At 50.1% G+C, this 25454-nt stretch carries 25 protein-coding genes and 1 tRNA gene; 12 read left to right on the forward strand and 14 right to left on the reverse strand.

Going from position 1 to position 25454, the window contains the following annotated elements:
- Positions 1–139: 139 nt before the first annotated feature.
- From O3681_RS00505 to O3681_RS00530, 6 genes are all read right to left on the reverse strand, one after another.
- Positions 140–1342 (reverse strand): beta-ketoacyl-ACP synthase, encoded by a 1203-nt coding sequence (locus O3681_RS00505; protein WP_371459032.1) that lies wholly within the window; start codon positions 1340–1342, stop codon positions 140–142.
- A 3-nt stretch (positions 1343–1345) separates the two neighbouring features.
- Positions 1346–1864 (reverse strand): hypothetical protein, encoded by a 519-nt coding sequence (locus O3681_RS00510; RefSeq protein ID WP_283121906.1) that lies wholly within the window; start codon positions 1862–1864, stop codon positions 1346–1348.
- Between the two features lie 97 nt (positions 1865–1961).
- The gene (locus O3681_RS00515; protein ID WP_371459033.1) at positions 1962–3200 is read right to left on the reverse strand and encodes an NAD(P)/FAD-dependent oxidoreductase; all 1239 of its coding nucleotides are present in this window, start codon (positions 3198–3200) and stop codon (positions 1962–1964) included.
- 135 nt (positions 3201–3335) lie between these two features.
- Positions 3336–5654 carry an MMPL family transporter gene (locus O3681_RS00520; RefSeq protein ID WP_371459034.1) on the reverse strand — a complete coding sequence of 773 codons (2319 nt, stop codon included), beginning with the start codon at positions 5652–5654 and terminating at the stop codon, positions 3336–3338.
- A gap of 93 nt (positions 5655–5747) precedes the next feature.
- A complete protein-coding gene (locus O3681_RS00525) occupies positions 5748–6365 on the reverse strand; it encodes a 4'-phosphopantetheinyl transferase superfamily protein (protein ID WP_371459035.1) in 618 nt (205 codons plus the stop codon).
- 52 nt (positions 6366–6417) lie between these two features.
- Entirely contained in the window at positions 6418–6930 is a 513-nt protein-coding gene (locus O3681_RS00530) for a hypothetical protein (RefSeq protein ID WP_223168965.1), read from the reverse strand.
- A gap of 199 nt (positions 6931–7129) precedes the next feature.
- Here O3681_RS00530 and O3681_RS00535 point away from each other — a divergent pair.
- From O3681_RS00535 to O3681_RS00545, 3 genes are all read left to right on the forward strand, one after another.
- Positions 7130–7222: transfer RNA gene (locus tag O3681_RS00535), tRNA-Ser, on the forward strand.
- An 81-nt stretch (positions 7223–7303) separates the two neighbouring features.
- Positions 7304–7864, forward strand: a complete 561-nt coding sequence (locus O3681_RS00540) for a pseudouridine synthase (RefSeq protein WP_371459036.1) — start codon at positions 7304–7306, stop codon at positions 7862–7864.
- Positions 7865–7981: 117 nt separating this feature from the next.
- Positions 7982–8476: a hypothetical protein gene (locus tag O3681_RS00545; RefSeq protein ID WP_128581150.1), complete on the forward strand. Its 495-nt coding sequence runs from the start codon at positions 7982–7984 to the stop codon at positions 8474–8476.
- Positions 8477–8575: 99 nt separating this feature from the next.
- On the opposite strand, the gene O3681_RS00550 is transcribed toward O3681_RS00545, so the two are convergent.
- From O3681_RS00550 to O3681_RS00565, 4 genes are all read right to left on the reverse strand, one after another.
- Complete coding sequence (locus tag O3681_RS00550; RefSeq protein WP_371459037.1) at positions 8576–9382, reverse strand: DUF4198 domain-containing protein; 807 nt, start codon at positions 9380–9382, stop codon at positions 8576–8578.
- 150 nt (positions 9383–9532) lie between these two features.
- Positions 9533–10909, reverse strand: a complete 1377-nt coding sequence (gene radA / locus O3681_RS00555) for a DNA repair protein RadA (protein WP_371459038.1) — start codon at positions 10907–10909, stop codon at positions 9533–9535.
- A 95-nt stretch (positions 10910–11004) separates the two neighbouring features.
- Positions 11005–12477, reverse strand: coding sequence for a S41 family peptidase (locus tag O3681_RS00560; protein ID WP_004520081.1), 1473 nt, complete (start codon positions 12475–12477; stop codon positions 11005–11007).
- A gap of 215 nt (positions 12478–12692) precedes the next feature.
- On the reverse strand, positions 12693–14600 hold the full coding sequence (locus O3681_RS00565) for a peptidoglycan DD-metalloendopeptidase family protein (protein ID WP_371459039.1): 1908 nt from the start codon (positions 14598–14600) through the stop codon (positions 12693–12695).
- 173 nt (positions 14601–14773) lie between these two features.
- Here O3681_RS00565 and O3681_RS00570 point away from each other — a divergent pair, with 173 nt between their 5' ends.
- The 7 genes from O3681_RS00570 (at position 14774) to O3681_RS00600 (ending at position 19098) form a co-directional block, all read left to right on the forward strand.
- Positions 14774–15319, forward strand: coding sequence for a CreA family protein (locus tag O3681_RS00570; protein WP_049328632.1), 546 nt, complete (start codon positions 14774–14776; stop codon positions 15317–15319).
- Positions 15320–15346: 27 nt separating this feature from the next.
- The gene (locus O3681_RS00575) at positions 15347–15895 is read left to right on the forward strand and encodes a YqgE/AlgH family protein (RefSeq protein WP_004520085.1); all 549 of its coding nucleotides are present in this window, start codon (positions 15347–15349) and stop codon (positions 15893–15895) included.
- A complete protein-coding gene (ruvX, locus tag O3681_RS00580; RefSeq protein WP_107723027.1) occupies positions 15888–16343 on the forward strand; it encodes a Holliday junction resolvase RuvX in 456 nt (151 codons plus the stop codon). Before O3681_RS00575 ends, ruvX begins: the two co-directional genes overlap by 8 nt.
- A gap of 164 nt (positions 16344–16507) precedes the next feature.
- Positions 16508–16930, forward strand: a complete 423-nt coding sequence (locus O3681_RS00585) for a YidB family protein (RefSeq protein WP_371459040.1) — start codon at positions 16508–16510, stop codon at positions 16928–16930.
- A gap of 149 nt (positions 16931–17079) precedes the next feature.
- Positions 17080–17628 carry a carboxymuconolactone decarboxylase family protein gene (locus O3681_RS00590; RefSeq protein WP_063068843.1) on the forward strand — a complete coding sequence of 183 codons (549 nt, stop codon included), beginning with the start codon at positions 17080–17082 and terminating at the stop codon, positions 17626–17628.
- A 123-nt stretch (positions 17629–17751) separates the two neighbouring features.
- Positions 17752–18843: an acyl-CoA dehydrogenase family protein gene (locus O3681_RS00595; RefSeq protein WP_371459041.1), complete on the forward strand. Its 1092-nt coding sequence runs from the start codon at positions 17752–17754 to the stop codon at positions 18841–18843.
- Between the two features lie 84 nt (positions 18844–18927).
- Entirely contained in the window at positions 18928–19098 is a 171-nt protein-coding gene (locus O3681_RS00600) for a rubredoxin (RefSeq protein WP_003747315.1), read from the forward strand.
- A 63-nt stretch (positions 19099–19161) separates the two neighbouring features.
- Here the strand turns inward: O3681_RS00600 and dapC are convergent, their stop codons facing one another.
- The 4 genes from dapC to O3681_RS00620 all read right to left on the reverse strand — a co-directional run bounded on the left by dapC (position 19162) and on the right by O3681_RS00620 (position 23757).
- Positions 19162–20349 (reverse strand): succinyldiaminopimelate transaminase, encoded by a 1188-nt coding sequence (gene dapC, locus O3681_RS00605; protein ID WP_371459042.1) that lies wholly within the window; start codon positions 20347–20349, stop codon positions 19162–19164.
- A 121-nt stretch (positions 20350–20470) separates the two neighbouring features.
- Positions 20471–21643, reverse strand: coding sequence for an NAD(P)H-dependent flavin oxidoreductase (locus O3681_RS00610; protein WP_371459043.1), 1173 nt, complete (start codon positions 21641–21643; stop codon positions 20471–20473).
- A gap of 340 nt (positions 21644–21983) precedes the next feature.
- Positions 21984–22664 (reverse strand): OmpA family protein, encoded by a 681-nt coding sequence (locus tag O3681_RS00615; RefSeq protein ID WP_004520099.1) that lies wholly within the window; start codon positions 22662–22664, stop codon positions 21984–21986.
- 217 nt (positions 22665–22881) lie between these two features.
- On the reverse strand, positions 22882–23757 hold the full coding sequence (locus tag O3681_RS00620) for a YoaK family protein (protein ID WP_371459462.1): 876 nt from the start codon (positions 23755–23757) through the stop codon (positions 22882–22884).
- A gap of 161 nt (positions 23758–23918) precedes the next feature.
- On the opposite strand from O3681_RS00620, the gene O3681_RS00625 reads away from it, so the two are divergent.
- A complete protein-coding gene (locus O3681_RS00625) occupies positions 23919–24308 on the forward strand; it encodes a hypothetical protein (protein WP_049331430.1) in 390 nt (129 codons plus the stop codon).
- Positions 24309–24431: 123 nt separating this feature from the next.
- Positions 24432–25358 (forward strand): bifunctional riboflavin kinase/FAD synthetase, encoded by a 927-nt coding sequence (gene ribF, locus O3681_RS00630; protein WP_070461603.1) that lies wholly within the window; start codon positions 24432–24434, stop codon positions 25356–25358.
- Positions 25359–25454 lie beyond the last annotated feature (96 nt).

Here is a 25454-nt window from a genome sequence, read left to right on the forward strand (position 1 = left end):
TTCGGGCACATCGCGAGAAGAAATGTGCTAAGCCTATTATGGCATATTTCGGCGGATTTGGTTGTTGTTTTGATGTTATTGTTTTTTAAGTTGCGGAAAAGAAAAAGGCCGTCTGAAAAGACAGCCTAAATATAAGGACTTATCCGATAATCAAAACGGCATTGCTTCCGCCGAAGGCAAATGACGAGCTGGCGGCAATGCATTTTTCAGACGGCCAGCGGCTGTTTTTGTCGGTTAAAGCAATGTTGGGCAGCTCGGAATCGGGTACGTTGTCCCATTGTTGGGGCGGCAGTTTGCCTTCCGGATTGTATTGGCGGTTGGCCATCAACCAGGCAAATGCGGCTTCAATCGCACCGGCTGCACCCAAGGTATGACCGGTGGACGGCTTGGTTGACGTGCAAAGGGTGTGGCTGCCAAACACTTCGGCAACAGCTCGGCTTTCCATGCTGTCGTTATGCTGCGTGCCGGTGCCGTGCAGATTGATCCAGCCGATGTCTTCCGCTTTCAAGCCGGCTTTATCCAAAGCGGCCTGAAAAGATTGGGCTGCACCCAAACCGTCGGGACGGGGCGAAGACATATGGTAGGCATCGCTGCTTGCGCCGTAGCCCAGCAACTGCATTTCGCCGTCAAAATCGGCATCGCGCGTCATCACGAAAAATGCGGCCGCTTCGCCGATATTGATGCCGTTGCGGTTGGCGGAAAAAGGCTTGGCGATGCCGTCTGAAAGCACTTCCAAAGAGGAAAAACCATTAATCGTCAGCGGAGAAAGCGTATCTGCGCCGCCGCAAATTACGGCATCACACAATCCGGCACGAAGCAGCCGGGCTGCGCTGATGAGGGCGCGTGCGCCGGAAGTGCAGGCGGTGGAGACGGTATAGCGCAAGCCGTCCAAACCGTAAACTTGGGCGATAAATTCGGAGGGCGAAGCCATGGTGTGTTGCAGCTGTTTGAACGGAACATCCGTCCATTCACCACCTTGGACAACGTGTTGGAACAAGGGGATATTTTCGTCTGCACCACTGGTGGACGTACCGGTCACGACAGCAATCCTTTCTTTGCCGTAACGGGCAATGGCCGTCTGAATCAGTCCGTCTATTTGCGAAAGCGCGTGCTGGATAAGCTGGTTGTTGCGGCTGCGATGCGCTTCGGGAATGCTGTCGGGCAGAGGCATCAGGGTTTCTTTGATCGCACCGAAAGCATGCGTTTTGCCTTTTACCCATTGGTCTGAAAAAGTCAGGGGCGTGTTTTCAGACGGCGTGAGTAAGGCATCGGCATGAACTTGCAAGCCGCTGCCCAATGCGCTGGTCAGTGCCGGACGGCTGAGATAAACAGGAGTATTCATGAATTAGTCTTCTGCAATCGGGCTGACCGTCCAGAAAGTTTGGTCGGGGAAGCCGATAAGGAATTGTTCGGAATGGTGGGCGACACACCACAAATCACGCTCGCGGTAGCTGAACACCGCACCTTTGCCGTCAGGGCAGAAGCCTTGATGGGTGGCATTTTGTTGGCGTGCTTCAGGGTAAAGCGTGGCGGCTTGTTCGGCGGCCAAAAGCGGCAACAGGGCGGCAAACAGTCGACGCGAATTGGCATTTGGCATCACAAAGCCGTCATTTTTCCAGCCTTTGGTGCTGACCGATTGACGCGATACCGGCGCACCCAGTGCATCGGTTTGGACAAAGCGGATGCCGTCTGAATGAGGCTCGACTGCCAAGAGATTGGTTTGAACGGTTTGCCCAGCCGCATTAGTCTGCTCAAGTTTGAACCATTGACCTTCTTTGGAAAGCGGCGGCAGCGTTTGCGGATGGGGGAGCGAGGTCGCACATGCGGAAAGCAGCAGTGCGGCAAGCAAAGGGATAAATCGCATAAGGTTTTATCTATCGGTCAAAATATTTAATGGTGTGGATGAAGTTTCAGACGGCCTGTTCTGTTTTCAGTCTAGGTCGTCTGAAAGACATTCATCCTTATTCTACCTTCAAATCGCCCACCAATGCGGCAAGTGTGGACAAGCGTTGCTCGGATTTTTCCACGAATGGATTGTTCGTGTCCCAAGCATAGCCTGCCAGAATAGATGAAATCATACGGCTGATTTCAGGACTGCGGTTAGGCGCGTAGATGGCATTTTGGAAGCGGAAATCGTACCAACCGTTTACATAAGTGCGGAATGCGTTCACGCCGATCATCAGTTGATCGGCAAATTCGGTTTGCCAATCAGCGGTTTCGCCTTTGAGCTGTTTGCCCAGTAAATCGGCAGCCAGTTTGGCAGAGTGCAGGGCAATGGTCACGCCGGAGGAGAAGACGGGGTCGAGGAATTCGGCGGCGTTGCCCAAAAGGGCGAAATGCTTGCCGTATAAGGTTTTTACGTTGGCAGAGTAGCCTTGGATAGAGCGGAACGGGAAGTCGTTTTCCCAAACGGCTTTATCTAAAATTTCCGCCAGCATCGGGCATTCGTACACAAATTTCTTCAACACGGCTTCTGATTCGCCGGCCAGTTTGTCGGGTGTGCCGACAACGCCGATGGAGCAGCGGTTGTCGCCGAAAGGAATCAGCCAAATCCAGACATCGCGATGTTCAGGATGCGTGTTGATCAGGATTTTGTTGCGGTCGAATTTCGGGCTGGTGATGTTATCGTCGATATGCGTGAAGTGGGCTTGGCGCGGAGGCAGATCGGACGGGCTTTCCAAGTCCAAAAGGCGGGGCAGGACACGGCCGTAACCGCTGGCATCCAAAACGAATTTGGCAGTCAGTTCATAGTTTTCGCCTGTATCGGTTGCAACGCTCAAACGTGCCATATCGCCACTATTGTCAAATGCGGTTACGCCATGTCCGAAGCGGACATCGACGCCTTGTTTTGCCGCTTCATCAATCAGGATTTTATCGAAGATGCCGCGGCGCACTTGATAAATAGTACCGGGACCGTCTGAAAATTTTTCAGTAAAGTTGAAATCTGTGTAACGGCTGCCCCATGAAAACGCAGCGCCGTCTTTAAATTGAAAGCTGGGCTCGGCATGCACTGCATCGGCAAAACCGGCTTCTTCCAACATTTCCATGCAATGCGGCAACAGGCTTTCGCCGATGACAAAGCGCGGGAAATGTTGTTTTTCCAATACGCAAACTTTAAAGCCTTGTTTGTTCAGCAAAGCAGAAGCAACCGAACCTGAAGGGCCTGCGCCGATAACGGCAACGTCAAATTCTACGGACATTTGAAAATACCTTTGATTTTAATGATAAAAAAATGTTTAAACTAGTGTCTGAAGTTTTTCAGACGGCCTCTTACAACGTGACGATAGAAGTTGAAACAAAATATCGCCTTAATTTCAATCGTCTTCATCTTTTGTCTAATTTTTCAACAATGTGCCTGCCAGCCAAATATTGAATGCCACGCCGATGGTAACCGTCATGCCGAACGCGGCAACAGCGGGCGTGCTGCTGATGGCGAGCAGGGCAAAGGAAATGGCTGTCGTCGCGGCGGCAAGCAGCATACCGCCTAATTTTGCCGGCGCGCTGTGATGTGCAGTGGCGGCATAGACGGCATAGTCCACGCCGATGGCGGACACTAAAAGCAGGCCGAACATGGCAAACAGGCTGACGGGAATCCCGGCCAAACCGAGTACGGCAACGGTGCAGATGGCGGCGGCCAGCGGCACGGCAAGGATTTTGCTGCCGCGTTTGAAACCAAACATTTTCCACAAGAGCAACCATGCCAACGCATAGGAAGCCAGTTTCAACCATGCGGCCTGATTGCGTGTGTGGTGGAAAAGCTCGTTTAAGTGGGCGCGCTTGTCTGCCCAATGTACGCCGGGGACATGTTGCGCCACGGCGTGTACGGCAGCTTCATCAGTCATGCCGTTCAAACGCACGACGGCAGCAAAACGGCCTGGTTCCACTTCGCCCAAATATAAGGAACGCCAAGCTTCTGCCAAATCGGTATTCAGGCCGTCTGAAAGCGACAATGGTTGCGTATCGGCAGCTTGCAGCAGGGCATCGCGCACGGTTTTGCGCGGAATACCGATTTCTGTGAGCGGTTTCCAGCTATCAGGCAACTTGGTCAATTCGCGCAGGCGGTTTTGTAGTTTTTGTTGTTCCGTTGTCGGCAGGATGAATTGGTCGGGCGATTGGATGCCGGACAGTTTGCCTTGCGCGATTAAGGGCTGCAGGGCGCGGCCGAGTTCGGCGGTTTTCTTCAATAGGGCATCTTCGCTTTGTGCTTCGGCCACCAAATATTTTCCGCCAAAATCCGTGCCGCTCAACTGGCCGATTTGTTGTACCTCGGCCAACATCGCGGTCGGCATATTGACCCATTGACGGATGTCGTCACGCCAGTCGCTGCGCCACAGTCCGACTGCCAGCAAAATTCCGCCTACGATTAACCAGCCGCGTTTGTGCAGGCGGTTTTTCAGACGGCCTGACAAGGAATAGAGCTTTTCAGTTAATGCGGCAAAAGGCACGGTTTTGGCTCGATAGCGGCGAAACAGCGGTGGCAGCCATAAAACGGTGGCACCAAACGCACCAAATAAAGCGAATCCTGAAAATACCGCGGTTTGGCGCAATACAGGCAAAGGGGTGAACCACAGCAGCGCGTAGCCCAAGACGGTAATCGTCAGGCTGACGGCAAAGCTCGGTAAGACATGTTTCATTGCCGATTCAGCCTGCCAAACGGTCTTTTCAGACGGCCCGAATACCGACGGAGCAAGCCAGTGCAACGGGAAATCCACCAACATACCCACCAAGCTGGTGCCGATGACGATGGTCAGGATATGCACTTCGTTGAATACCAATAAAGCGACCGCCAATCCGGTCAACATACCGGCTGCCAGCGGCAAGGACAGCAAAAATACCCGGCCGCTGCGGAAGACCCACAAAAGCAGCGCAAAGGTCAGCCCAAGTCCGACCATGCTCATCAGCTGACTTTCTTTTTCTGCGGCTGCTTTGGATACGGCGGCGAACAATGCGCCACCTGCGCTTAAGGTTTCCGCGCCGTTTTCCGAAGCGATTTGACGGCTTTGCGCCATCAGCGGCAAGAGGGCATCGTTGCCGGAAAATTGATCGCCACCGGCGAGCCGTCCGCGCAAAAATACCCAAGTTTTGCCTTTGTCTTCGGCAAACAGCATGCCGTTGTCCATGTCCCACTGCAAACGGCTTTGCGGATTGGCTTTGTCGGCAACAAAGCGTCCGAAGCCCAACCAGTCTTGTTCTAAAGACAAAGGTGAGGGGGCGGCAAACGGATTGGCTGCGGCTTCTGCACGCGCTTGAAAATAGGTTTGCGGCTGCTCAAACAGCAGGCGTATTTCGTCTTGCGGCAAAACCGCCAAACTCAGTTTTTGCATATCCGCCCGCACTTTGTCCAAATTCGGCGTCATACTGCTGTCGACTTGTTCAAATACGCCGCTTTTGCGCCATGCGTCGGCAATTTGTGAGGCCGTCTGAAAAGCAGTTTCGGCATCGGTACTGCCTGCAAGCAAAATAACTTGCGAATTGAGCTGCGCTTCTGCGGCTTTATCCGCGGCCGTCAGTAAGGCATCGGGTTGCTGCTCGCTTGGCAACAATGCGGTCAAATCGGTTTGGATACGCGTTTGTGAAGCAAAGGCATAAACCAAAAACAGGGTAAGAAACAGGATAAGGGCAGTATAGAGGCGGTTTAGGAGGCGAAGATTCATCGTTCAGACGGCCTTTTGCAAATGCTGCTGTTGGTGTGTGGAATAAGTAAAAGTGCAGTAAATTAAATCAGATTATTATTAGTTTGTCAGTTGTTAGATAGTTTGCCGGTCGGTTAAATCATTGGGCTTGAGCGAGCCGAAAAACTGCCATTGCAGGGCGACGGTTTTTCCCTTCCAAACGCAGGCAAGTGCCATCGTATCCGCCAAAATCGCGCTTGTGCCGTACCAATCGGTTTGCTTTCCAGTGCGTAAACCGACGGGTTGCCCTGAATCGAAAACATAGCCGACCGATTTCATGTCTGACGGAAAATCCAAATTTGCCGCTTTAATCAATGCTTCTTTGAAACACCACAATCGGTAAAACGTTTCAGACGGCCAGTTTGCCGTTTCCAAATAGTCTTGTTCTTCCTGCGAGCAGACCAAAGCCGACAGCACTTTAAAATCACGCGGGCGGATAAATTCGATATCAACACCGGCTGTTAAGGGCTGAGGCACACACAATAAAGCGGCAAAGCCTTTACTGTGGCTCAGCGATACAGTCGGTAAATCGGTTTGCTGTTTTAACGCTCGGCTGACTTGCCAGTCTTGACGCTGCGCCAGTTGCGGCGTGGTAGCCAAACGTTGTGAATCGGCTGTGTTTAGAGACGCATGGTCGTAGCAGGCGGCAAAAGATGGATCGGCCAGTAGGCAGTGAAGGGGTGTCGTATCCATAAAATAGAAAAATGCCAAACTTCATATTGAAGTCCGGCATTTTTGACATTGCTTAGTGGAAGCTGCCTTTCAAAACCACACGGCTGTTGAATGTAGCGATGTGGCATTCATACTCGTTACCGCCTTTGGTTACTTTGTCAAAGTAGCTAACCAGATGAACGGATTTGGCTTTTTTGCGATGTGCAGTGCTTTGGAAGCGTTTAACTGCGCTCAAGAATGCGCGTTGACAGGTTTCATCAGGGGTTTTGCCGACTGAGTTGGAGATTTGACGGGAAGTCAAAGTCGCGCCGGATGTGCTGCCGTAGTGAACGCGGATGCTAGGATCCAAAGCGGATTTAGCTTCGGCAGAGTTCAAAGCTACATCGACTTTACACATATAAATGTCGTTTTGACCTTTGCCATTGACTTTATGGCCTTCACCCATGCTGCGGCAGGCAGAGCCGGCGGCAGTTGTTTTTTGAGTAGAAGTTTGAGAGGAGGAAGTAGATGGTTGGGAATTGCCGGATTGTGAGCAAGCGGCAAGCATCAGGGCGGATACGGCAACCAAAGCAGAAAAACGTAACATACGAACTCCTTTGTAATAAGGGGTGTGAAAAAAGGTTTACAGAAAACAGAATCATTTTAACATATATGAAAGAAGTATAAAAATAGGATGATGTAAAAAATATTATATTTTTATTTAAATGATTTCATGGTGTTAAGAAAGTTTGGGGAGGTAATGCTTGACGAAGGAGGGCAGAAAGCGTATATTGCGGTCTTCCTTAGGAGTAATGGCTGAGAGGCTGAAGGCACTTCCCTGCTAAGGAAGCATGTGGGGTCAACCTGCATCGAGGGTTCGAATCCCTCTTACTCCGCCAAATATGAAAGACACCGTTTTATACGGTGTCTTTTTTATTATCCGGAATTGCTTGAAATCCAAGGCCGTCTGAAAGTGTGAAATGAACGATTTGATTATTCTAAACAAGCCTTATGGCGTGATTTGCCAGTTTTCTGCACATGAAAAACATCAATGCCTTAAGGATTTTGTCGAGAAACCGGGATTTTATCCGGCCGGACGTTTGGATACGGACAGCGAGGGTTTGCTGCTGCTGACCAATAATGGCCATTTGCAGGCGCAGATTGCCGACCCGAAATTCAAGCAGGTCAAAACTTATTGGGCGCAGGTGGAGGGTTCTCCTGATGAAGCCAAATTGGATTTGTTGCGCCGTGGCGTAGATTTGGGCGATTTTGTCACCCGTCCGGCCGAAGTCAGGGTATTGGAAGAAGGAGAAGCGGATGTTTTATGGCCGCGCGTGCCGCCGATTCGTGTGCGCAAGTCTGTGCCTGATTTTTGGGTGGAAATCAAAATTTCGGAAGGGAAAAACCGCCAAGTGCGAAGGATGACGGCGAAAGCAGGTTTTCCGTGTTTGCGCTTGGTTCGTGTGGCAATAGGCCGTCTGAACGTGTTCGATTTGGGCTTGGGGCTTGGACAATGGGAGTTTGCGCCGTATAAACCTTGATTAAAATTAATAAAATACTAATCCATTAAATTGTCTGATAAAATATTAAATATTGTTATTTATATTTAATATTTATTTATTTTTGTGAAATTTAAAATCACTGCCTGAGGTTATGAAATGTCAGAACATACTACGCTGATTATTAATTGGAAAGGTCCATATTCATACGATGATATTACTAACAATCTAGAGTTGAGAAATGGATTGTATCTTGCGGCAGGCAAACAAAAATATGAAAGAGGTGATAATTCCATCCAATATTGTGGCATTACAGAAGGAAATTTCTCCTCAAGATTTAGGAATCATCACAAACTCCCACTTATTACAAGAGAACAGGAATTTTGGTTGGGAACAGTGGTTGTGCCAGCAAATGCGAGCCGTTATTATCTTGAAATGGCTGAAGCACTGATTATTTATTTCTGGCAACCCTCTTTAAACGAAAAGAAAAAAATTTCTCCGCCTAAATCAACAACAGTAATAAATTATTGGTTCACAAAAGACGGACAGCCTAGATTCAACCAGCGAGCTATTTATAGAGATTTACCAGATGTTCTATCATGGGATACAGAACATTGGAGAACAGGTAACCTAACTGTTTACACAGATTACTAAAATTTTATTTCTCAAAAATATCTTAATTTTAAAATATAGATAAAAAGGTCGTCTGAAACCCCTGCAATACGGTTTTCAGACGACCTTTGTTATTGGGTATTAATGATGTGAATGACCGATTTGGAAAGTCAAAGTAGTGTAGTTCGCCTGTTTTTGGCACACGCTTTGATCAGGGAAATCGGCTTTGTGTTCTACGCTGGCTTTCCAGAAGCCTTGGCGCAATGGAATGATGCTGACTTCGCCTTTGTCATCGGTGGTATCGGAGAAGGCTTGGGCTTCGGTTTTATGGGTTTTGCTGCGGTCGCTGGTGTCGAAGCCGTCAAATGTGGCGGTAACGGTGGCGTTAGGCAGCGGCTCGCTATTGAAGAGGACGCGGACTTTGAAGCGTTCGCCGACGTGGACGTTGGCTGGGTTGTCCAAAGGTACGATTTCCAAATGTTGGCCGACTTGCTTGGTAATGATGGCGGTATCTGCGCTTTCATGGCCGACATTGACGATGTTTTTACCGAACATACGGGTTTGTTCGCAATAGCTTGCATCAGGCATTTCTTTGATGCTTGCCTGCTTCCAGCCCGCGCTGTTTTTTGACCAGAAAGTCGGTTGGTATTCGGCGGTTACCAAGTAGCTGCCGTCTTTGACCGGCAGTTTGCTGCGGTATTGGTAATTGTATGTGCCTTTTTGAATCATGTTTTCTTTGCCTTTTTCAGTCACCAACTGCATGGGTTTGCTGAAAATGTGCAGGCGGTCTTTGGCGATGGGCTCAAGCTCAGGGAATTCGCCATAGCCCAATTCGGCTTCAAGGTATTCGCCGCCATGTGTGTGGGCGGTTTCAACCCAAACGCGATGGGCGTGTGCGGCAGTGCTAAACAGGAAGGCGGATGCGATAAGCAAAGCAGTTTTTTTCAAGATTTCTCTCCGATTTTCGATGTGTAGAAAAGATAGAATAAAGCGTTCGTTATAATATAACAAAATTATTTAAATTTAAAGAGAGGCCGTCTGAAAGTTTTCAGACGGCCTTTTAGCTAATTGTTTTTTGAGTCGGATTATTGAAACGTTTTAGTCCCCGTCACGACAAACGTCAATCGCTTCCTGCAAACTGCTGACGCCGTAGATTTTCAGGTTCGGAAACTCTTTGGCATTGCGCGGCATATTGGCTTTGGGAACGATGGCACGTTTGAAGCCGAGTTTTTCCGCTTCTTTGAGCCGCTCTTGTCCGCGTGCAACAGGGCGGACTTCGCCGCTTAAGCCGATTTCGCCGAATACAACGGTTTTTTCAGGCATGGGGCGGTTGCGGAAGCTGGAGAGCATGGCGAGGATGACAGCGAGGTCGGCGGCGGGTTCGCCGATTTTGACGCCGCCGACGGCGTTGAGGAACACGTCTTGGTCGAAGCAGGCAATGCCGCCGTGGCGGTTGAGGACGGCGAGCAGCATGGCGAGGCGGTTTTGTTCTAGGCCGACGGTGAGGCGTTTGGGGGTAAATCCGTGCGCATCATCGACCAATGCCTGAATTTCAACCAAAAGCGGGCGGCTGCCTTCCTGTGTGACCAAAACGCACGAACCGGGCGTGTCGTCGCGGTAGCTGGCAAGGAAGATGGCGGACGGGTTGGATACGCCTCTCAAACCGTTTTCGGTCATGGCGAATACGCCCAGTTCGTTTGCCGCGCCGAAACGGTTTTTGATGGCACGTATCATGCGGTAGTTGGAATGTTGGTCGCCCTCGAAATACAGCACGGTATCGACCATGTGTTCCAGTACGCGCGGGCCGGCAATCGCACCGTCTTTGGTAACGTGTCCGACCAGTATCATGGCGATGCCCATCTGTTTCGCCATACGCGTCAGTTGGGCGGCACACTCGCGCACCTGCGACACGGAGCCGGGAGCGGAAGTGATTTGGTCGGAATACATGGTTTGGATGGAGTCGATGACGACAACTTCGGGCTGATGCTGTTTTAAGGCCGTCTGAATGGCTTCCATTCGGATTTCGGCAAGCAGGTTTACGCCTTCGGTAGGCAGTTCCAAACGTTGCGCGCGCAGGGCGACCTGTTGGGCAGATTCTTCGCCGGAAACGTACAGTACTTTACGGCTTTGCGCCATTTTGGCGATGGTTTGCAACAGTAATGTGGATTTGCCGATGCCGGGGTCGCCGCCTAGTAGGATGACCGCACCATCGACCAAACCGCCGCCCAATACGCGGTCAAGCTCGCCCATGCCAGTTGGATTGCGCGGCACTTCGGTCGCGGTAACGGCGGAGAGAGATTGGACGGTCGAAGTGTCCGCCGCCCAAGATTGGAAGCGGGCGTTTTTCGGCTCAGGCGCGGCAAGGTTTTCCTGAAGCGTGTTCCACTCGCCGCAATGCGGGCATTTACCCTGCCATTTTGGGGAAGTGCCGCCGCATTCGGAACATTGGTAGATGGTTTTGGGGGCTTTTGCCATGGTGTTTTCCCTGTGGAATATTTGATGTGTGAAAAGGTCGTCTGAAAACAATCATATCGTTTTCAGACGACCTTTTTTATTGAGAAATAACAGGTTTATTTTTTGCTGTCTTTATCCGCATCTTTTTTCGGTGCAGGTTTTTTCGCTGCCAAGCCCAAAGATTTTTGCCATTCGGCTGGATTTTTCACCAAGTCCAAGGCTTTGCGGAGCTGATCGTCTTTGGCCGGATTTGGAATGCGGCGGCTGGAGATGTCTTCGTCTTTGTCTTTTTTGGACTTGTCTTTATCGGCTTTGGTTTCTGCGTTGGCAGGCGTTTCAGTGCTGCTGTTGACGTCTTGGCCGCCCAGCGGATTGCCGATATGGCCGACCAAATCGGCTTCGCGGCTTTCAAAGGCTCGGTCTTTGTCTTTGACTTCAACGTCAGGAACAATGCCTTGCGCCTGAATCGAGCGGTCGTTTGGCGTGTAGTAAAGGGCGGTGGTCAATTTGACTGCGCTGCCACCGGAAAGCGGAATCAGGGTTTGCACTGAGCCTTTGCCGAAACTTTGTGTGCCGACGACGACGGCGCGTTTGTGGTCTTGCAATGCGCCGGCAACGATTTCGGAAGCGGAGGCCGAGCCTGCGTTAATCAGGACGGTCATCGGAATGGTTTTCAGCTCGGCAGGCAATCCAGCCAACGGGTCTTTGCCGCTGGTGGTGATGTAGTCTTCGGCAGTTGCTTTGAGTACCATGCCTTCTTTTTTGTTGCGGCCTTTGGTGCTGACAACGGTGACGTCAGGTTGCAGGAAGGCTGCGGATACGCCGACTGCGCCGTTGAGCAGGCCGCCCGGGTCGTCGCGCAAGTCGAGGATGATGCCTTTGAGCGGGCCTTTGTTTTCTTTGACAAGGGCTTGTGCGGCTTCGTTGAGCGCGGCAACGGTGCGCTCTTGGAATTGGGAGACGCGGATGTAGCCGTAGTCTTTTTCAAGCAGGTGATGGCGTACGCTTTTGACTTTGATGATGGCGCGGGTCAGGTTGACGACGATGGGTTTGTCGGCATTTTTGCGTGAAAGGGTCAGGGTGATTTTGGTACCCGGTTTGCCGCGCATTTTTTTGACGGCTTCGCTGACGGTCAGGCCGCGGGTAGAGGTATTGTCGATTTTGACGATAAAGTCGCCGCTTTTCACACCGGCGCGTTCTGCCGGAGTGTCTTCAATCGGGGCAACGACTTTGACGAAGCCGTCTTCTTGTCCGATTTCCATGCCCAAGCCGCCGAATTCGCCGCTGGTAGACTCTTTCATTTCGGCATAGCCTTTTTTGTCCATATACTCGGAATGTGGATCGAGATCGGACACCATGCCTTTCATTGCGCCTTCAAAGAGCTCGGCGTCGGGTTTGTCTTGGTAATAGTTGGCTTTGATTTGACCGTACACTTCTGCCATGGTGCGGATGGTTTGCACGGGCAGGGCTTCGTTGTCTTTTTTGTCTTTTTCGGCGGCAAAACTTTGTACACTCAGACTGAGGGCGATGCCGCTAAATGCGCCGAGAGTGTAGATTGCAACTTTTTTCAAAGTGGATTTTGTTGACATTCGTTTGACTTTCTTTTTGTGTACGGTAAGCAAAGTGGTTTTTGTTTTCTCTGAACCCGTTGACTTTATGTGATTTAAACGCTTGGAACAATAAGTTTAAGGTAAAAGTTTGTTGTTTAATGTGCTGAACAGGCGTGAAAATCGTGTTTTATTGTAGTTTATGATGAAAATTCAGACGGCCTGAAGGGGAAAATTCACTCAGGCCGTCTGAAACATCAGTTAATCCATGAAAGCGGATTCATGACTTGTCCGTTGTAGCGGACTTCAAGGTAAAGGCCGGTTTCGCCCGACGGCAAAGTGCCGCTGGTGCCAATCTTACTGCCGGCATTGACGGCGTAGTTTTGGGCGATGTCGATTTCGTTCAGACCAGAGTAAATGCTGACATAGCCGTCGCCGTGGTCGAGGACGACCACTTTGCCGTAGCCTTCAAGCTCGCCGGCAAAAGTAACCGTGCCTGAGGCAATGCTGCTGACCGGAGCCGGAACGGTATTGTAGAACACGCCTTTCCAAACTTCGCCATCGCCGCGGTCTTGACCGAACAGGCCTGCCAATGTGCCGTTGACCGGTTTTTTCAGACGGCCTTGCATACGGCTGAAGCTGTTGGCATTGCTGACGGTAAAGCCTTGGGTGTTCGGGGCTTGCAGTTTCATGTCTTCGTCAGTCAGCGTGGACATGGCGGCGCGTTCGGCTTCGGCTTTTTGTTGGGCGGCAGCCTGCTCTTTGCGGGCTTTTTCGGCGGCGGCCAAACGGGCTTCGGCGGCTTTCTTACGCGCTTCGGCTTCGGCTTTGCGTTGCTCGGCTTTGCGTTTTTCTAAATCTTTCAAGAGATTGTTGAGGCGCTGCTCGTTTTCTCTGTGGTTGATTTTCTTTTGCGCTTCTTTGGCCATTTGCGCGTTTTGACGGCGGCTTTCGGCTTGTTCGGCGGTATTGGTTACGCCTTGTTGACGCAATGAAGCTTGAATATTGGCTTGCAGTTTTTTCAGGTAAGCCAATTCATTGTTGATTTTTTGCTCTTGCACCGCCAGCTCTTTTTGTTGTTTTTCCAAGTCTCTCATGACTTGGTCGTTGGCGTTGTTGATATAACGCGTGTAACGCAGGAAGCGGGTTTTTTGGCCGGCATCGGCGTTTTTCAGGAAGAGGGCGACCGCGTTGGGCTGGCTGTTTTTATAGTTGCCGGACACAAAACGCGAAATTTGGGCGCGCGTGTTGGATACTTCAGCTTTCAACTGGTTGGCATCGGCATTGAGTTTTTGGAATTTTTCCCATGCGTCGCGTTGTTTGCGGTTGATGCCGGAGAGGTTGTTGCGTGTTTGTTGCAGCTGTTTGAGCGTGGCATTGACATGGATAATGAAACCCTCGTTGCGTTTGGCAAAGGATTTTTTAGTTTCCATATCGTTGGCGGCGGCTGTTACGGCTGCTTTGAAATCGTTGTCGGCTGAAGAAGTGGCTTTAGGCTCAACTTTAGGCTCGTCTTTTTTGTTTTGCTCTTTGGCTTTAGTGTCTTTTTTAGCGTCTTTTTTGTCTTCAACAGCTTTTTTGGCAGGTTCTTTGGCTTCGGCCTTTTTGTCTTCGGCTGCTTTTTTTACGGACTCTTTGGTTTTTTTGCCGTCTTTTTTATCCTCAACCGCTTTTTTAGCAGGCTCTTTGGCTTTGGTTTCCTTAGGGTCTGCTTTTTTTACAGGTTCTTTAGCTTTACTGTCTTTTTTATCTTCAGCAGTTTTTTTGTCTTGTTCTTTGGCTTTGCCAGATTTTGCGGCTGCGGCTTTTTTGTCTTTTGCTGTTTCTTTAGGCTCTTCGGCTTTACGGTTGGCCTTTTTATTGTCGGCAGCGGCTTCGGAGGCTTTAGCCGTTTTGTTTTTGGCTGAAGCGCGTTCATTTTTGTCGGCGGTTTCCTTCTCTTTGGCAGCTTTGGCTCTAACCGCTTTTTTGTCTTCCTCTTTTTCTTTTACCGCTTGTTTTTTTGAGGTTTCTTTTTTGACATCTGCCTTAGTGGCTTCTTTCTCTTTTTTTATGGGCGCAGCTTTTTTGACGGCGGCCGCTTTTTCTTTCGGCGCGTCTTTGGCAGCATAGGTTGGCAGGGAGAAACTGAGCAACAGGGCGAGAATGAGGGGTTTGTAACGCATGGTTCGATCTTGCTATCAAAGTAGGAACAATAGGACGGATTATACTGTCTGTCAGGCCGTCTGAAAATAATATCGGGTTGCAATATGGACGAACGGTCTTATATAGTAACGATAGAGTAGGCGGACGGGCTTTAGTCTGCTTGGAAATTGACAGTCTGCATCGACGGGATATTATGAAAAAATATTTATTAGTAGTGTTGGGCGCCATGGTTTTGGCGGCTTGCGGTGACAATACCGATAAAATCGGACGCGCCAGTACGGTGTTTCATATGCTGGGTAAAAACGACCGTATTGAAGTGGAAGGTTTTGACGATCCTGATGTGCAGGGGGTTGCCTGCTATATTTCGTATGCGAAAAAAGGCGGTTTGAAAGAAACGGTCAATCTGGAAGAAGATGCCAGCGACGCATCGGTTTCCTGCGTGCAAAGTGCGGAAGTCATCCGTTATAACGAGGCTGCGGTTTTGAAACCGCGACAAGTGTTCAAACGCAGTGCCAGCATAGCATTTAAGAGCCAACAGATTATCCGCTACTACGATCCGAAACGTAAGTCTTTCGCTTATTTGGTGTACAGCGATAAAATCGTTCAAGGTTCGCCGAAAAACTCTTTGAGCGCGGTATCGTGTTTTGCCCATGCGAAAACCGATACGCCGGTACCGGCAGGCGGTGCGGTTTACGGTGCGTGCGTGGTGGATGCGCCGGTTGCCGACGGACAAAAATAATAAAATCAGCTTATAGATTAAAAGAATATGAATTTAGCCAACCATTTCCTGATTGCCATGCCTCATATGGACGATCCGTTTTTTACGGATACGGTCATTTATGTGTGCGAACACGATGAAGAAGGTGCGCTGGGCATCATCATCAACAAACCTTCGCCGATTACCATGGACATGATTTTCGCCGCCGCCGACCGCAATATCCCGTTGCGCCTGCAACATGAAAACGTGATGATGGGCGGGCCGGTTCAGATTGAGCGTGGCTATGTCGTGCATACGCCGATCGGCCGTTGGCAAAACAGCATGGTGGTAACTGATAATGTGGCGCTAACTTCTTCGCGCGATGTGATTGAAAACTTGTCTAAAGAAGGTGCGGTGGACAAGGCTTTAATCAGTATTGGTTATTCAAAATGGGGCAAAGGGCAGTTGGAACGCGAGCTGGCGGAAAATGTTTGGCTGACCGTGCCTGCGGACGAGCATATTCTTTTTGATGTGCCTTACGAACTCCGTTATGCCGCCGCTTTTGAAAAATTAGGCATCAATCCGAACGCCTTGGTTTCAGGAGTCGGCCATGCCTGATGCAACAAAAGGCACGGTTTTGGCCTTTGACTTCGGCGAGGCGCGTATCGGCGTGGCGCAGGGGGATGCCGAGTTGGGCATGACCCATCCGCTGGCGACGGTAACCGGCAACAGTAATGATGAAAAATTCGAGGCCATTGCCAAGCTGGTCAAAGAATGGCAGCCCAAGTATTTTGTGGTCGGCCTGCCGACGCATACCGATGGCACGGAGCATGAGCTGACCCGTTTGAGCCGCAAGTTTGGTCGCCGTTTGCACGGACGTTTTAACTTGCCGGTTTATTGGGTGGACGAAAGGATGTCTTCCTTATACGCGGAAAGCCTGCTTGCTGAAGCGCAAGTATTTGGCCGAAAACAAAAATCCGTGCTTGACCAAGTAGCGGCGCAGGCGATTTTGCAAGGTTTTTTTGAAGGTGGCGCGGCCGAGTATTTCAATGGCCGCGAAGAATAGCATTATTCATTATAAAGGCCGTCTGAAACTGGGTTTCAGACGGCCTTTGTTTTGTTACGGCTTTGGGATAAAAGAAGTTTAGTTTGGTTAAACCTGATTTTTTTTCAGTGCAAATTTTGCTACACTCCGTTCTCTTTTTTAGACACAAATACAAGGAAAAAGTCATGGCACTCATGGACAATCTTTTGAATGCGGCTACTCAAATGTTAGGTGGCAACAGCGAAAACGGCGCACAAGGTTCTCTGACCGATATGGCGATGGATTTGGTGAAACAGCAAGGCGGCGTGGGCAACCTGATCAACCAACTGCAACAAGGCGGTTTGGGCGATACCCTGAGCAGCTGGGTTTCCAACCAATCCAGCAATCTGCCTGTGTCCGGCACCGACCTGCAAAATGCTTTGGGCAGCGATACGGTAAACCAAATCGCGCAAAAATTCGGCGTGGATGCCGGTCAAGCAGGCGATTTGTTGGCCAAAGTATTGCCTGACTTGGTCGATAAAGCCACGCCTAACGGCACGGCTCAAGATGCGGATGGCTTCGGCTTGGACGACATTGCTTCTATGCTGCTGAAAAACTTTATGAAATAATGAGTTGAATCATTTGATAAGGTCGTCTGAATCCGTTCAGACGGCCTTATAACTTTTGGTTCGCGGTAAATAACCAATAAGTCTTTTTCTGATGGAAGCGGATGGCTTATGATGGGCACTTCATTTCACCAGATAAGAAGGTTATACACATGTCCCGCTTGACCATACACACAGTTGAAACCGCTCCTGAAGCTGCTAAACCACGCATTGAAGCCGTATTGAAAAACAACGGCTTTATTCCTAACCTGATCGGCGTTTTGGCCAATGCGCCTGAAGCTTTGGCGTTTTATCAAGAAGTTGGCAAAATGAATGGTGCCAACAGCCTGACTGCCGGCGAAGTCGAAGTTATTCAAATCATTGCCGCGCGTACCAACGAATGCGGCTTCTGCGTTGCCGGCCACACCAAACTGGCTACCCTGAAAAAACTGCTGTCCGAACAATCCATCAAAGCCGCACGCGCATTGGCTGCGGGTGAGTTTGACGATGCCAAACTGAGTGCTTTGGCGACATTCACCCAAGCCGTTATGGCGAAAAAAGGCGCGGTATCCGACGACGAGCTGAAAGCATTCTTCGATGCCGGTTACAACCAACAGCAAGCCGTTGAAGTAGTTATGGGCGTTGCTTTGGCAACCTTGTGCAACTACGTCAACAACCTTGCCAAAACCGAAATCAACCCTGAATTGCAGGCATTTGCCTAACCCCATCAAAGGCCGTCTGAAAATTCAGACGGCCTTTTAGTAACAAGCAAGGATATCCTTGTTGTCAAGAATAATTCATGAGTAGAACCATCTACGCTTCAAACCTTATTCAGAGGAAAAATCATGACACGCGAAGCTTTACTGAACAATGTTGCCGCACTCGTTAAAAGCAAGCTGAAACCATTGGTGGACGACATCGACCGCAAAGGCCTGTATCCGAAAGAATTTATGCTGGAATTGGGCAAAATCGGCGGCTTTGCCGCGACCGGTACGGTTGAAGAGGGCGGTAACGGTTTGGGTTTGGCAACGCAAATCGCCGTATTGCGCGAAATCGGTAAAGAATGCGGCGCGACTTCGTTCAGCGCATGGTGTCAGGCAGCTTGCGCGTGGTATCTGCATCAATCCCCCAACCAAGCGGTTAAAGACAAATATTTGGCCGATATTCTGCAGGGTAAAGTTTTGGCCGGTACGGGCATGTCCAATACCGTCAAACACCTTGCCGGTATCGAAAAACACAACCTGCAAGCCGAACGTGTCGAAGGCGGCTACAAAATCAACGGTGCTTTGCCTTGGGTATCCAATATCGGCGAAGACCACATTTGGGCAAATACCGCCCAAATAGGCGACAGCTATGTGATGTTTATCACCGGCGGTCAATGGGAAGGCGTTACCTTGCAAGATTGTCCTGAGTTCTGCGGTTTGGAAGGCACGCGCACTTACAGCCTGAATTTTAAAGACGTGTTTATTCCGGATGAAGATGTGATTGCTACGCCTGAGCAGTTCCAGTCTTATATCCCGACCATTAAAGCCGGTTTCATCTTGCTGCAAATGGGTATCGGCGCCGGTGTGATTGACGGTGCGCTCGGCATTATCCGCATGGCTAATGTGGTGAACGCGGAAGTAAACGGCTACCTCGACCACAGCTACGATGAATTGAAAGCCGCGTTGGACGGCGCATGGGCGGAAACCGAACGTCTTGCCTATGATGCGTGGAACAATAAACCTGACACGCTAGCAACCTTGAAACTGCGTGAAGCGGCTGCCGTATTGGCATTGAACGCCACTCAATCTGCCGCATTGCATGCAGGTGCGAAAGGCTATCTGATGCGCAGCCCGGCGCAACGCCGCGTCCGCGAGGCCATGTTCGTCGCCATCGTAACACCGGCCATCAAACACCTGCGTAAAGAAATCGCCGCTTTGGAAGCAGCTCAATAAATTCAAAATATCAACAATAAAACACACAAAAGGCCGTCTGAAAATACGGTTTCAGACGGCCTTTTAAAATAGAAGGAATACAAAATGGCTCAATATATGTGCGGCCCTTGCGGCTGGATTTACGATGAAGATGTCGGCGACCCCGAACACGGCCTGCCGGCAGGTACCAAGTTCGAAGACATCCCCGACGACTGGAAATGCCCTGAATGCGGCGTAGGCAAAGAAGATTTCTACCTTCTGGACTTTACCATATAAATTATCTGATTATTTAATAAAAAGGCCGTCTGAAGCTTAAGACGGCCTTTGTTTGCTTAATCGTCATCGGTAGAGCGAAACAATGGTTTCAGCCGCTTTGACGCAGCTTTCCACATCAGCAACCAAAGCGATGCGGACGTAGCCTTCTCCCGGATTACCTTGTTCGGTATCGCGGGCGAGGAAGCGGCCGGGCAACACTTGGATAGCGGCTTTCTGCCACAGATTGCGCGAAAATGCCAAGTCGTCGCCGTCGGGAACTTTCAACCAAATGTAGAACGACGCATCCGGCAGTTTGACATCGAATGCCTGTTGCAAGATCGGAATGACGCGGTCGAATTTTTCTTGGTAGAGGCGGCGGTTGGCAATGACGTGTTCTTCGTCGTTCCAAGCGGCAATGCTGGCGCGTTGGACGGGAATACTCATCGCGCTGCCGTGGTAGGTGCGGTAGAGCAGGAAGTTTTTGAGTAACTCAGCATCGCCTGCGACAAAGCCTGAACGCAAACCGGGGACGTTGGAGCGTTTGGACAGGCTGGTAAACATCACGATGTTGTGCGTGCCGCGACCTAATTGCGCCGCAGCCTGCAAGCCGCCGATCGGTTTGTTGTCGTCAAAATAGATTTCGGAATAGCATTCGTCAGAGGCAATAACGAAGCCGTATTTGTCTTGCAAATCAAAAATTTCTTTCCAGTCTTCTAATTGCAGGACGCTGCCGCTCGGGTTGTTAGGCGAGCAGACAATCAGGACTTTGGTGCGTTGCCATACGTCTTCGGACAGGCTGCTCCAATCGGGATTGAAGCTGGGCGCAGGACAGTTGGCAAAATGGATTTCGCCACCGCCCAAAATAGTCGCGCCTTCGTAAATTTGATAGAACGGGTTGGGGCTGATAACGACCGGTTTGGGGCCGTCTGAAGCCGGATTTAAAACGGTTTGGATAAAAGAGAATAAAGCTTCCCGGCTGCCCAATACGGGCAGGATTTCATTGTCGGGATTGAGGCTCAAACCATCATAACGGCGGGCCACCCATTCGGCACAGGCTTGGCGCAGTTCGGGCAGGCCTGCGGTCAGCGGATATTTTTCCAGTTCGTGCAGGGAGGCGGTCAGCGCGTCGGTGATGACTTTGGGTGTCGGATGTTTCGGCTCGCCGATTTGCAGATGAATGGGCGTTACGCCTTCGGGTGCATCAATGCCTTGCATGGCTTCACGCAGGCGGGCGAAAGGATAGGGTTTGAGATGGTTTAATAATGGGTTCATGATGTTTCTGCCGGATAAATTAGGCAATAATCTTAGCATTTTTTAGATGGATTGGGACAAAAAGGCCGTCTGAAAACAGGGTTTAAATGTTTTTCAGACGGCCTTTTGAATATTGATGCGTTTATTTGGCAGGGACGACGGGCAGGGAACCGTTCAAGAGATAATGAATGGTTTCTTGAACCGTACGGATGGCGTTGCCAAACGGCAATGGGTCTTTACCGCGGAAAAACAGGCCTTTATCGACTTCGCCGCGGAATGCCGCGGAAAGTTGGATGTCGATACAGAATTGACCGGCTTTGGCCAAACCGTCGCGCAAACCGCAGCTGGTCAGGCAGTTCAGGCCTTGTGTGCAACGGCGCGGATCGTTTTTGGCATTGGCTTGCAATTTGGCCTCGCGTTTGATGTAGTTGTCGAGGAATTTGGTGCGCACGCCGCGTGCAGGCAAACCGGCAACAGACATGAATTCAACCACTTTTTCGGTTTCCGCACCGGCCAGCGTTTTCTTGAAGTTGATGTGGGCATCGCCTTCTTCGGTCACGGCAAACGCGGTACCGATTTGAACGGCGGACGCTCCCCAGTTTTTCAAGGCTGTTTTGACTTTTTCAAAGTTTGCCATGCCGCCGGCGAGTACCAACGGGATTTTTTCGCTTTCCAAGCCCAAGTTTTTGAATACTTCAAACGTTTCTTCAATAACGCGTTTGAACTCGAATTTGGCATCGTTCACGCCGTCAACGGTTGCCGCACCCAAGTGGCCGGCTGCGTGGGCTGGGTGTTCGATAACGATGGCATCGGGCAAGATGCCTTTTTTCATCCAACGTTTCAAAACGATATTGATACCGCGTGACTCTGACAAAATAGGGAAAAGGGCGACATCTTTGTGGTAGCCCTCGGCCATTTCCGGCAAATCCAAAGGCAAACCTGCGCCCATCACAATCGCGTCTGCGCCGGATTCGCAGGCTTGACGGACGTAGGCGGCATGGTCTTTTACGGCTTTCATGACGTTGACGGCAATCATGCCTTTGCCTTCTGAATCGGCTTTGGCTTTTTTGATTTCACGGTCAAGCGCGATGCAGTTGAGGCGGGTGTATTTTTCTTCGCTGGAGTCGATTTTTGATTCGGCCAGCAAATCTTCGTGCAGGTGGCGCAAATCGACGCTGGCGATGGTACCTACGCCGTTTTCGCGCGCAACCGCGCTGGAGAGTTTTGATGCGGAAACGCCTACCCCCATACCGCCTTGAACGACGGGAATCAGTGATTTGCCACGGATAGTCAATGGGTCAAAGTTGTTTTGCATGGATGCTCCTTCATAGATTCTGGATGGTGCCGTCTGAAATCCTATGAAATGGACTGGATAACGGGCTGATGTGTATATAAATAAGTGTGTTTTTCGCCGCCGTTTTTCAGACGGCATGGGGCGTGTTTTTAAAATTTTAGGAATTATACTCTAAGTTAGTGTAAAAATTAGAGTATTAATACAGTTTTTTTAAAGAAAAAATTGAAAAGTCTTGTTAATAAAGGAATAAATTTTATGGTGGATTGGATTGAGGAGGAGAAATTGCAAACAAAATCTACAAAGAAAAAGGCCGTCTGAAATTTCAGACGGCCTTAAGTAAGGGAATCAGACGGATGTCGGATTACATTTGTTTTTTAGCGGCATCGATAGCGCGTTGGTCAGGGTTGATCAAGATTTCAACGCGGCGGTTTTGTGCGCGGCCTTCAACAGTAGCGTTGGAGGCGATTGGTTGACGGGAGCCGTAACCGAAAGTGCTCAAACGGGTGCTGCTTACGCCACGGGATTGCAGGAAGGTGGCAACAGATTCGGCGCGGTTGCGAGACAATGGCTCGTTGATGGCGTCGTTACCGGTGTTGTCGGTGTGGCCGTTGATGGTCAAAGTCGTGTCAGGATATTGAACCAAAGTTTGTGCAGCGGCAGACAAGGCGCTTTGAGCATGGCCGCTCAGGGCAGCGCTGCCGGTAGCGAAGGTTACGTTTTCAGGCATAACCAGTTTGATTTGGTTGCCTTGACGTTCAACTTCGATGTTGGTGTTGGCCAGGCTTTGACGCAGTTTTTTCTCTTGGTAGTCCATGTAACCGCCGATACCGGCACCTACTGCACCACAAGCCAATGCGGAGTTACGCGCGCCTTTACCACCATGGGTCAGCGCACCAACGATGCCGCAAACAGCCGCACCACCCAAACCGTACATGGCGGTTTTGCTGGCGGATTGTTGGCCGGTAACAGGATCAGTTACACAGCCGGTGAGCGCCAAAGGAATTGCTGTGGCAATAACAGTCAGGGGTTTCAAGAATTTCATGTCGTATCCTCTTTTTAGATGACGGCCCGGGCCGTCTGAAAAAATGAATAAAAACCGCGTGGGTCATTACGGATTTATGATACCCAATATCCGAAACGCAAAAGAATGGGTTTAACCCGATATTACGCAAATATTTGCCAGTTAACATAATACTGAAACATTTCTGCATTTTTCTGACAGTTTGGTCATTTTGCCGCGAAATAACAAGCAAAGTTTTTTACAGTTTCTTCCGTTTTTTCTTTTTGCGGCGATACCAGTTGACGAATGCCCATTTCAATCTGACCTTGACATCGTATCCCACCGAGCCTGCGCCCAGTATGAATAAAACGGCGGAAACGGGCAGGGCGAAATGATGGCCGACCAGATGATAACCCCATGCGCCAACCACGCCGCCCAGCAAAAACGACAGCATCAAGCCGCTTAAAAGCCACATTTTCGGTTTGTTGACGCGGACGTGCGGCAGGCGCGGATGATGCTGTTTGGAGTAATAAAGCGCGCGTGAAATTTCAATGCCCAAGTCGGTCGCCGTGCCGGTCATGTGGGTGGAGCGGATGGCGCCGCCGGAAAGAAGCGTGATAACCGTATTGTGCATGCCCATAATAAAACACAATAAAAACAATGCTAAAGACGGCATAATAAAATCAGAGCCGCCAAAATCCCATTCCATCGCGGCAATACCGAACCAACCGAATATCAACAGATAAACTGCTTCCAGCCACATGGAAAACCCAAAGCTGCCACGGAAACGCATCTGCTGCGTCCACAAAATCACCCAGCCCGAATGCGCGGCTCCGGCAACAAAACACAACACGCTGATTGTGGCAATAATGGCCACACTCCACTCTTGAAGATACAAAACATCTGCCAACAGCGACATTGAGCCAGTAACGTGGGAGGTATAACGTGAGAACGCGAAGAAGCCGCCGGCATTAATCGCGCCGGCAAGAAAGGCCATGATGTAACCCAGCCGTCTGAAACGGGCATCGGAAATATTGTGTTCGTGCAGGTACGGACGGTCCGCCTGCCAAAATGGCGGCGTGTGTTGCCTATGGTGGCGCGGTCGGTAAGAGTGGGGCCGTTTGTCGTCGTTCATTGATTTGAGGATAGGGGCGAGCATTTATACTGGGTGTATTTTATATGCAACTGCCTGCTGCCAAGAACAAATAATATAAAGTGTCCCCAAGTTGCCACACTTGCCCATTACAAGATGAAGGCGTACATTAATAGCCATACATGAGTATAAGGAAACACCCGATGAATCCTATCCGCCTGACCTTATTGATTGGTGCTGCAGCATTACTTGCCGCCTGCGCCACTACGCCTGAGCAAAAAGCCGCACGCGCCCAAGCGCAGAAACGCTATGAGCAGGATCTTCAAGTGCATCTTGCCGCCCAATGCGATCAGGAGACTGCCGCGCTGATCCGCCGCAAATTTGACGAAGAAGGTAAACCCGGTGCTGCAACTGCGGAACAAAAAGCTTTCCGACTCAAATATATCGACAAAGTTTCCGATCCGATGTTCCAAGCCTGCTACAAAATGGCATGGCAAAACTATATTTCCCAAGAACAGCTACGAGAAGCCCGCTACTATCGTTATTACGATGATTGGGGCTATCCGTTTGGCCGTTATCCTTGGTGGTGGTAAGGTATTAACAAACTTTAGGGCCGTCTGAAAGCATATATTTATTGGTTTCAGACGGCCTAAGGTTTATTGAAACGGCAATAACGTTTACAATAGCCGCCTATTCAAACACAATACCCACCACCCATGAACATCTGGCTTGGACAGCGACACGCGCCCAAATTTCCGCAAGGAGCCGCCGTAACCATCGGCAACTTTGACGGCGTACACCTCGGGCACAAACACATTCTACAAAAACTCAAACGAGAGGCAGACCAGCGCGGTCTGCCTGTTGTCGTTGTTGTTTTTGAGCCTCAGCCCAAAGAATTTTTTGCGCGCAAAGCCGGGAAAAAGCTGCCTTACCGCATCAGCCCGCTGCGTACCAAATTGCGCCTTTTGCGTGAAACCGGCTGTGTGGATGCCGTTTGGGTCTTGCGTTTCAACCAAGCTTTCTCCGATATGAGCGCACAAGCGTTTATCGACCAGCTTTTGCGCCAAACGCTCAACACGCGTTATTTGTTGATTGGCGACGATTTCCGTTTCGGTGCCGGCCGTGAAGGCTGTTTTGAACTCTTGGCTCAACAGCCCGATATGCAAACCGAGCGCACGCCGTCTGTTATCGTTGAAGACATCCGCACCAGCAGTACCGCCGTCCGCCAAGCCCTTTCAGACGGCAAGTTGGAATACGCCAAAAGACTGTTGGGCCATGATTACGTTTTAAGCGGAAAGGTCAAACATGGACAAAAACTCGGCCGCACCATCAACGCGCCTACCGCCAATGTCCAGCTTCCCCCGTATCATTATGCGCTAAGCGGCGTATTTGTCGTTGAAGCAGACGGCACATTCGGTACGCGCCGAGGCGTGGCCAGCTTTGGTTTTAACCCCACTGTCAGCAACAATCGTTCGCAAAAGTTGGAAGTCCACCTGTTCGATTTCAACGGCGATTTGTACGGACAACGCATCTTCGTCCGCTTCCTGCACAAACTGCGTGATGAGAAAAAATTTGAGAGTATCGAGGCATTGAAAACCCAAATTTTGCAAGATATGGAAGATGCGAGGGTTTGGGAAGCATAGAAACGCTTCTAGAAGCTTATAAAATCAAGACAATTGGGCTACAATAAGTCCTTTGAATTTTTTCAGACGGCCTGTTCTTTTCAAAATGAGCAATCA

Origin of the sequence: Neisseria sp. 27098_8_158 (genome assembly GCF_041433145.1) — a bacterium.
GTDB lineage: Bacteria > Pseudomonadota > Gammaproteobacteria > Burkholderiales > Neisseriaceae > Neisseria > Neisseria subflava_E.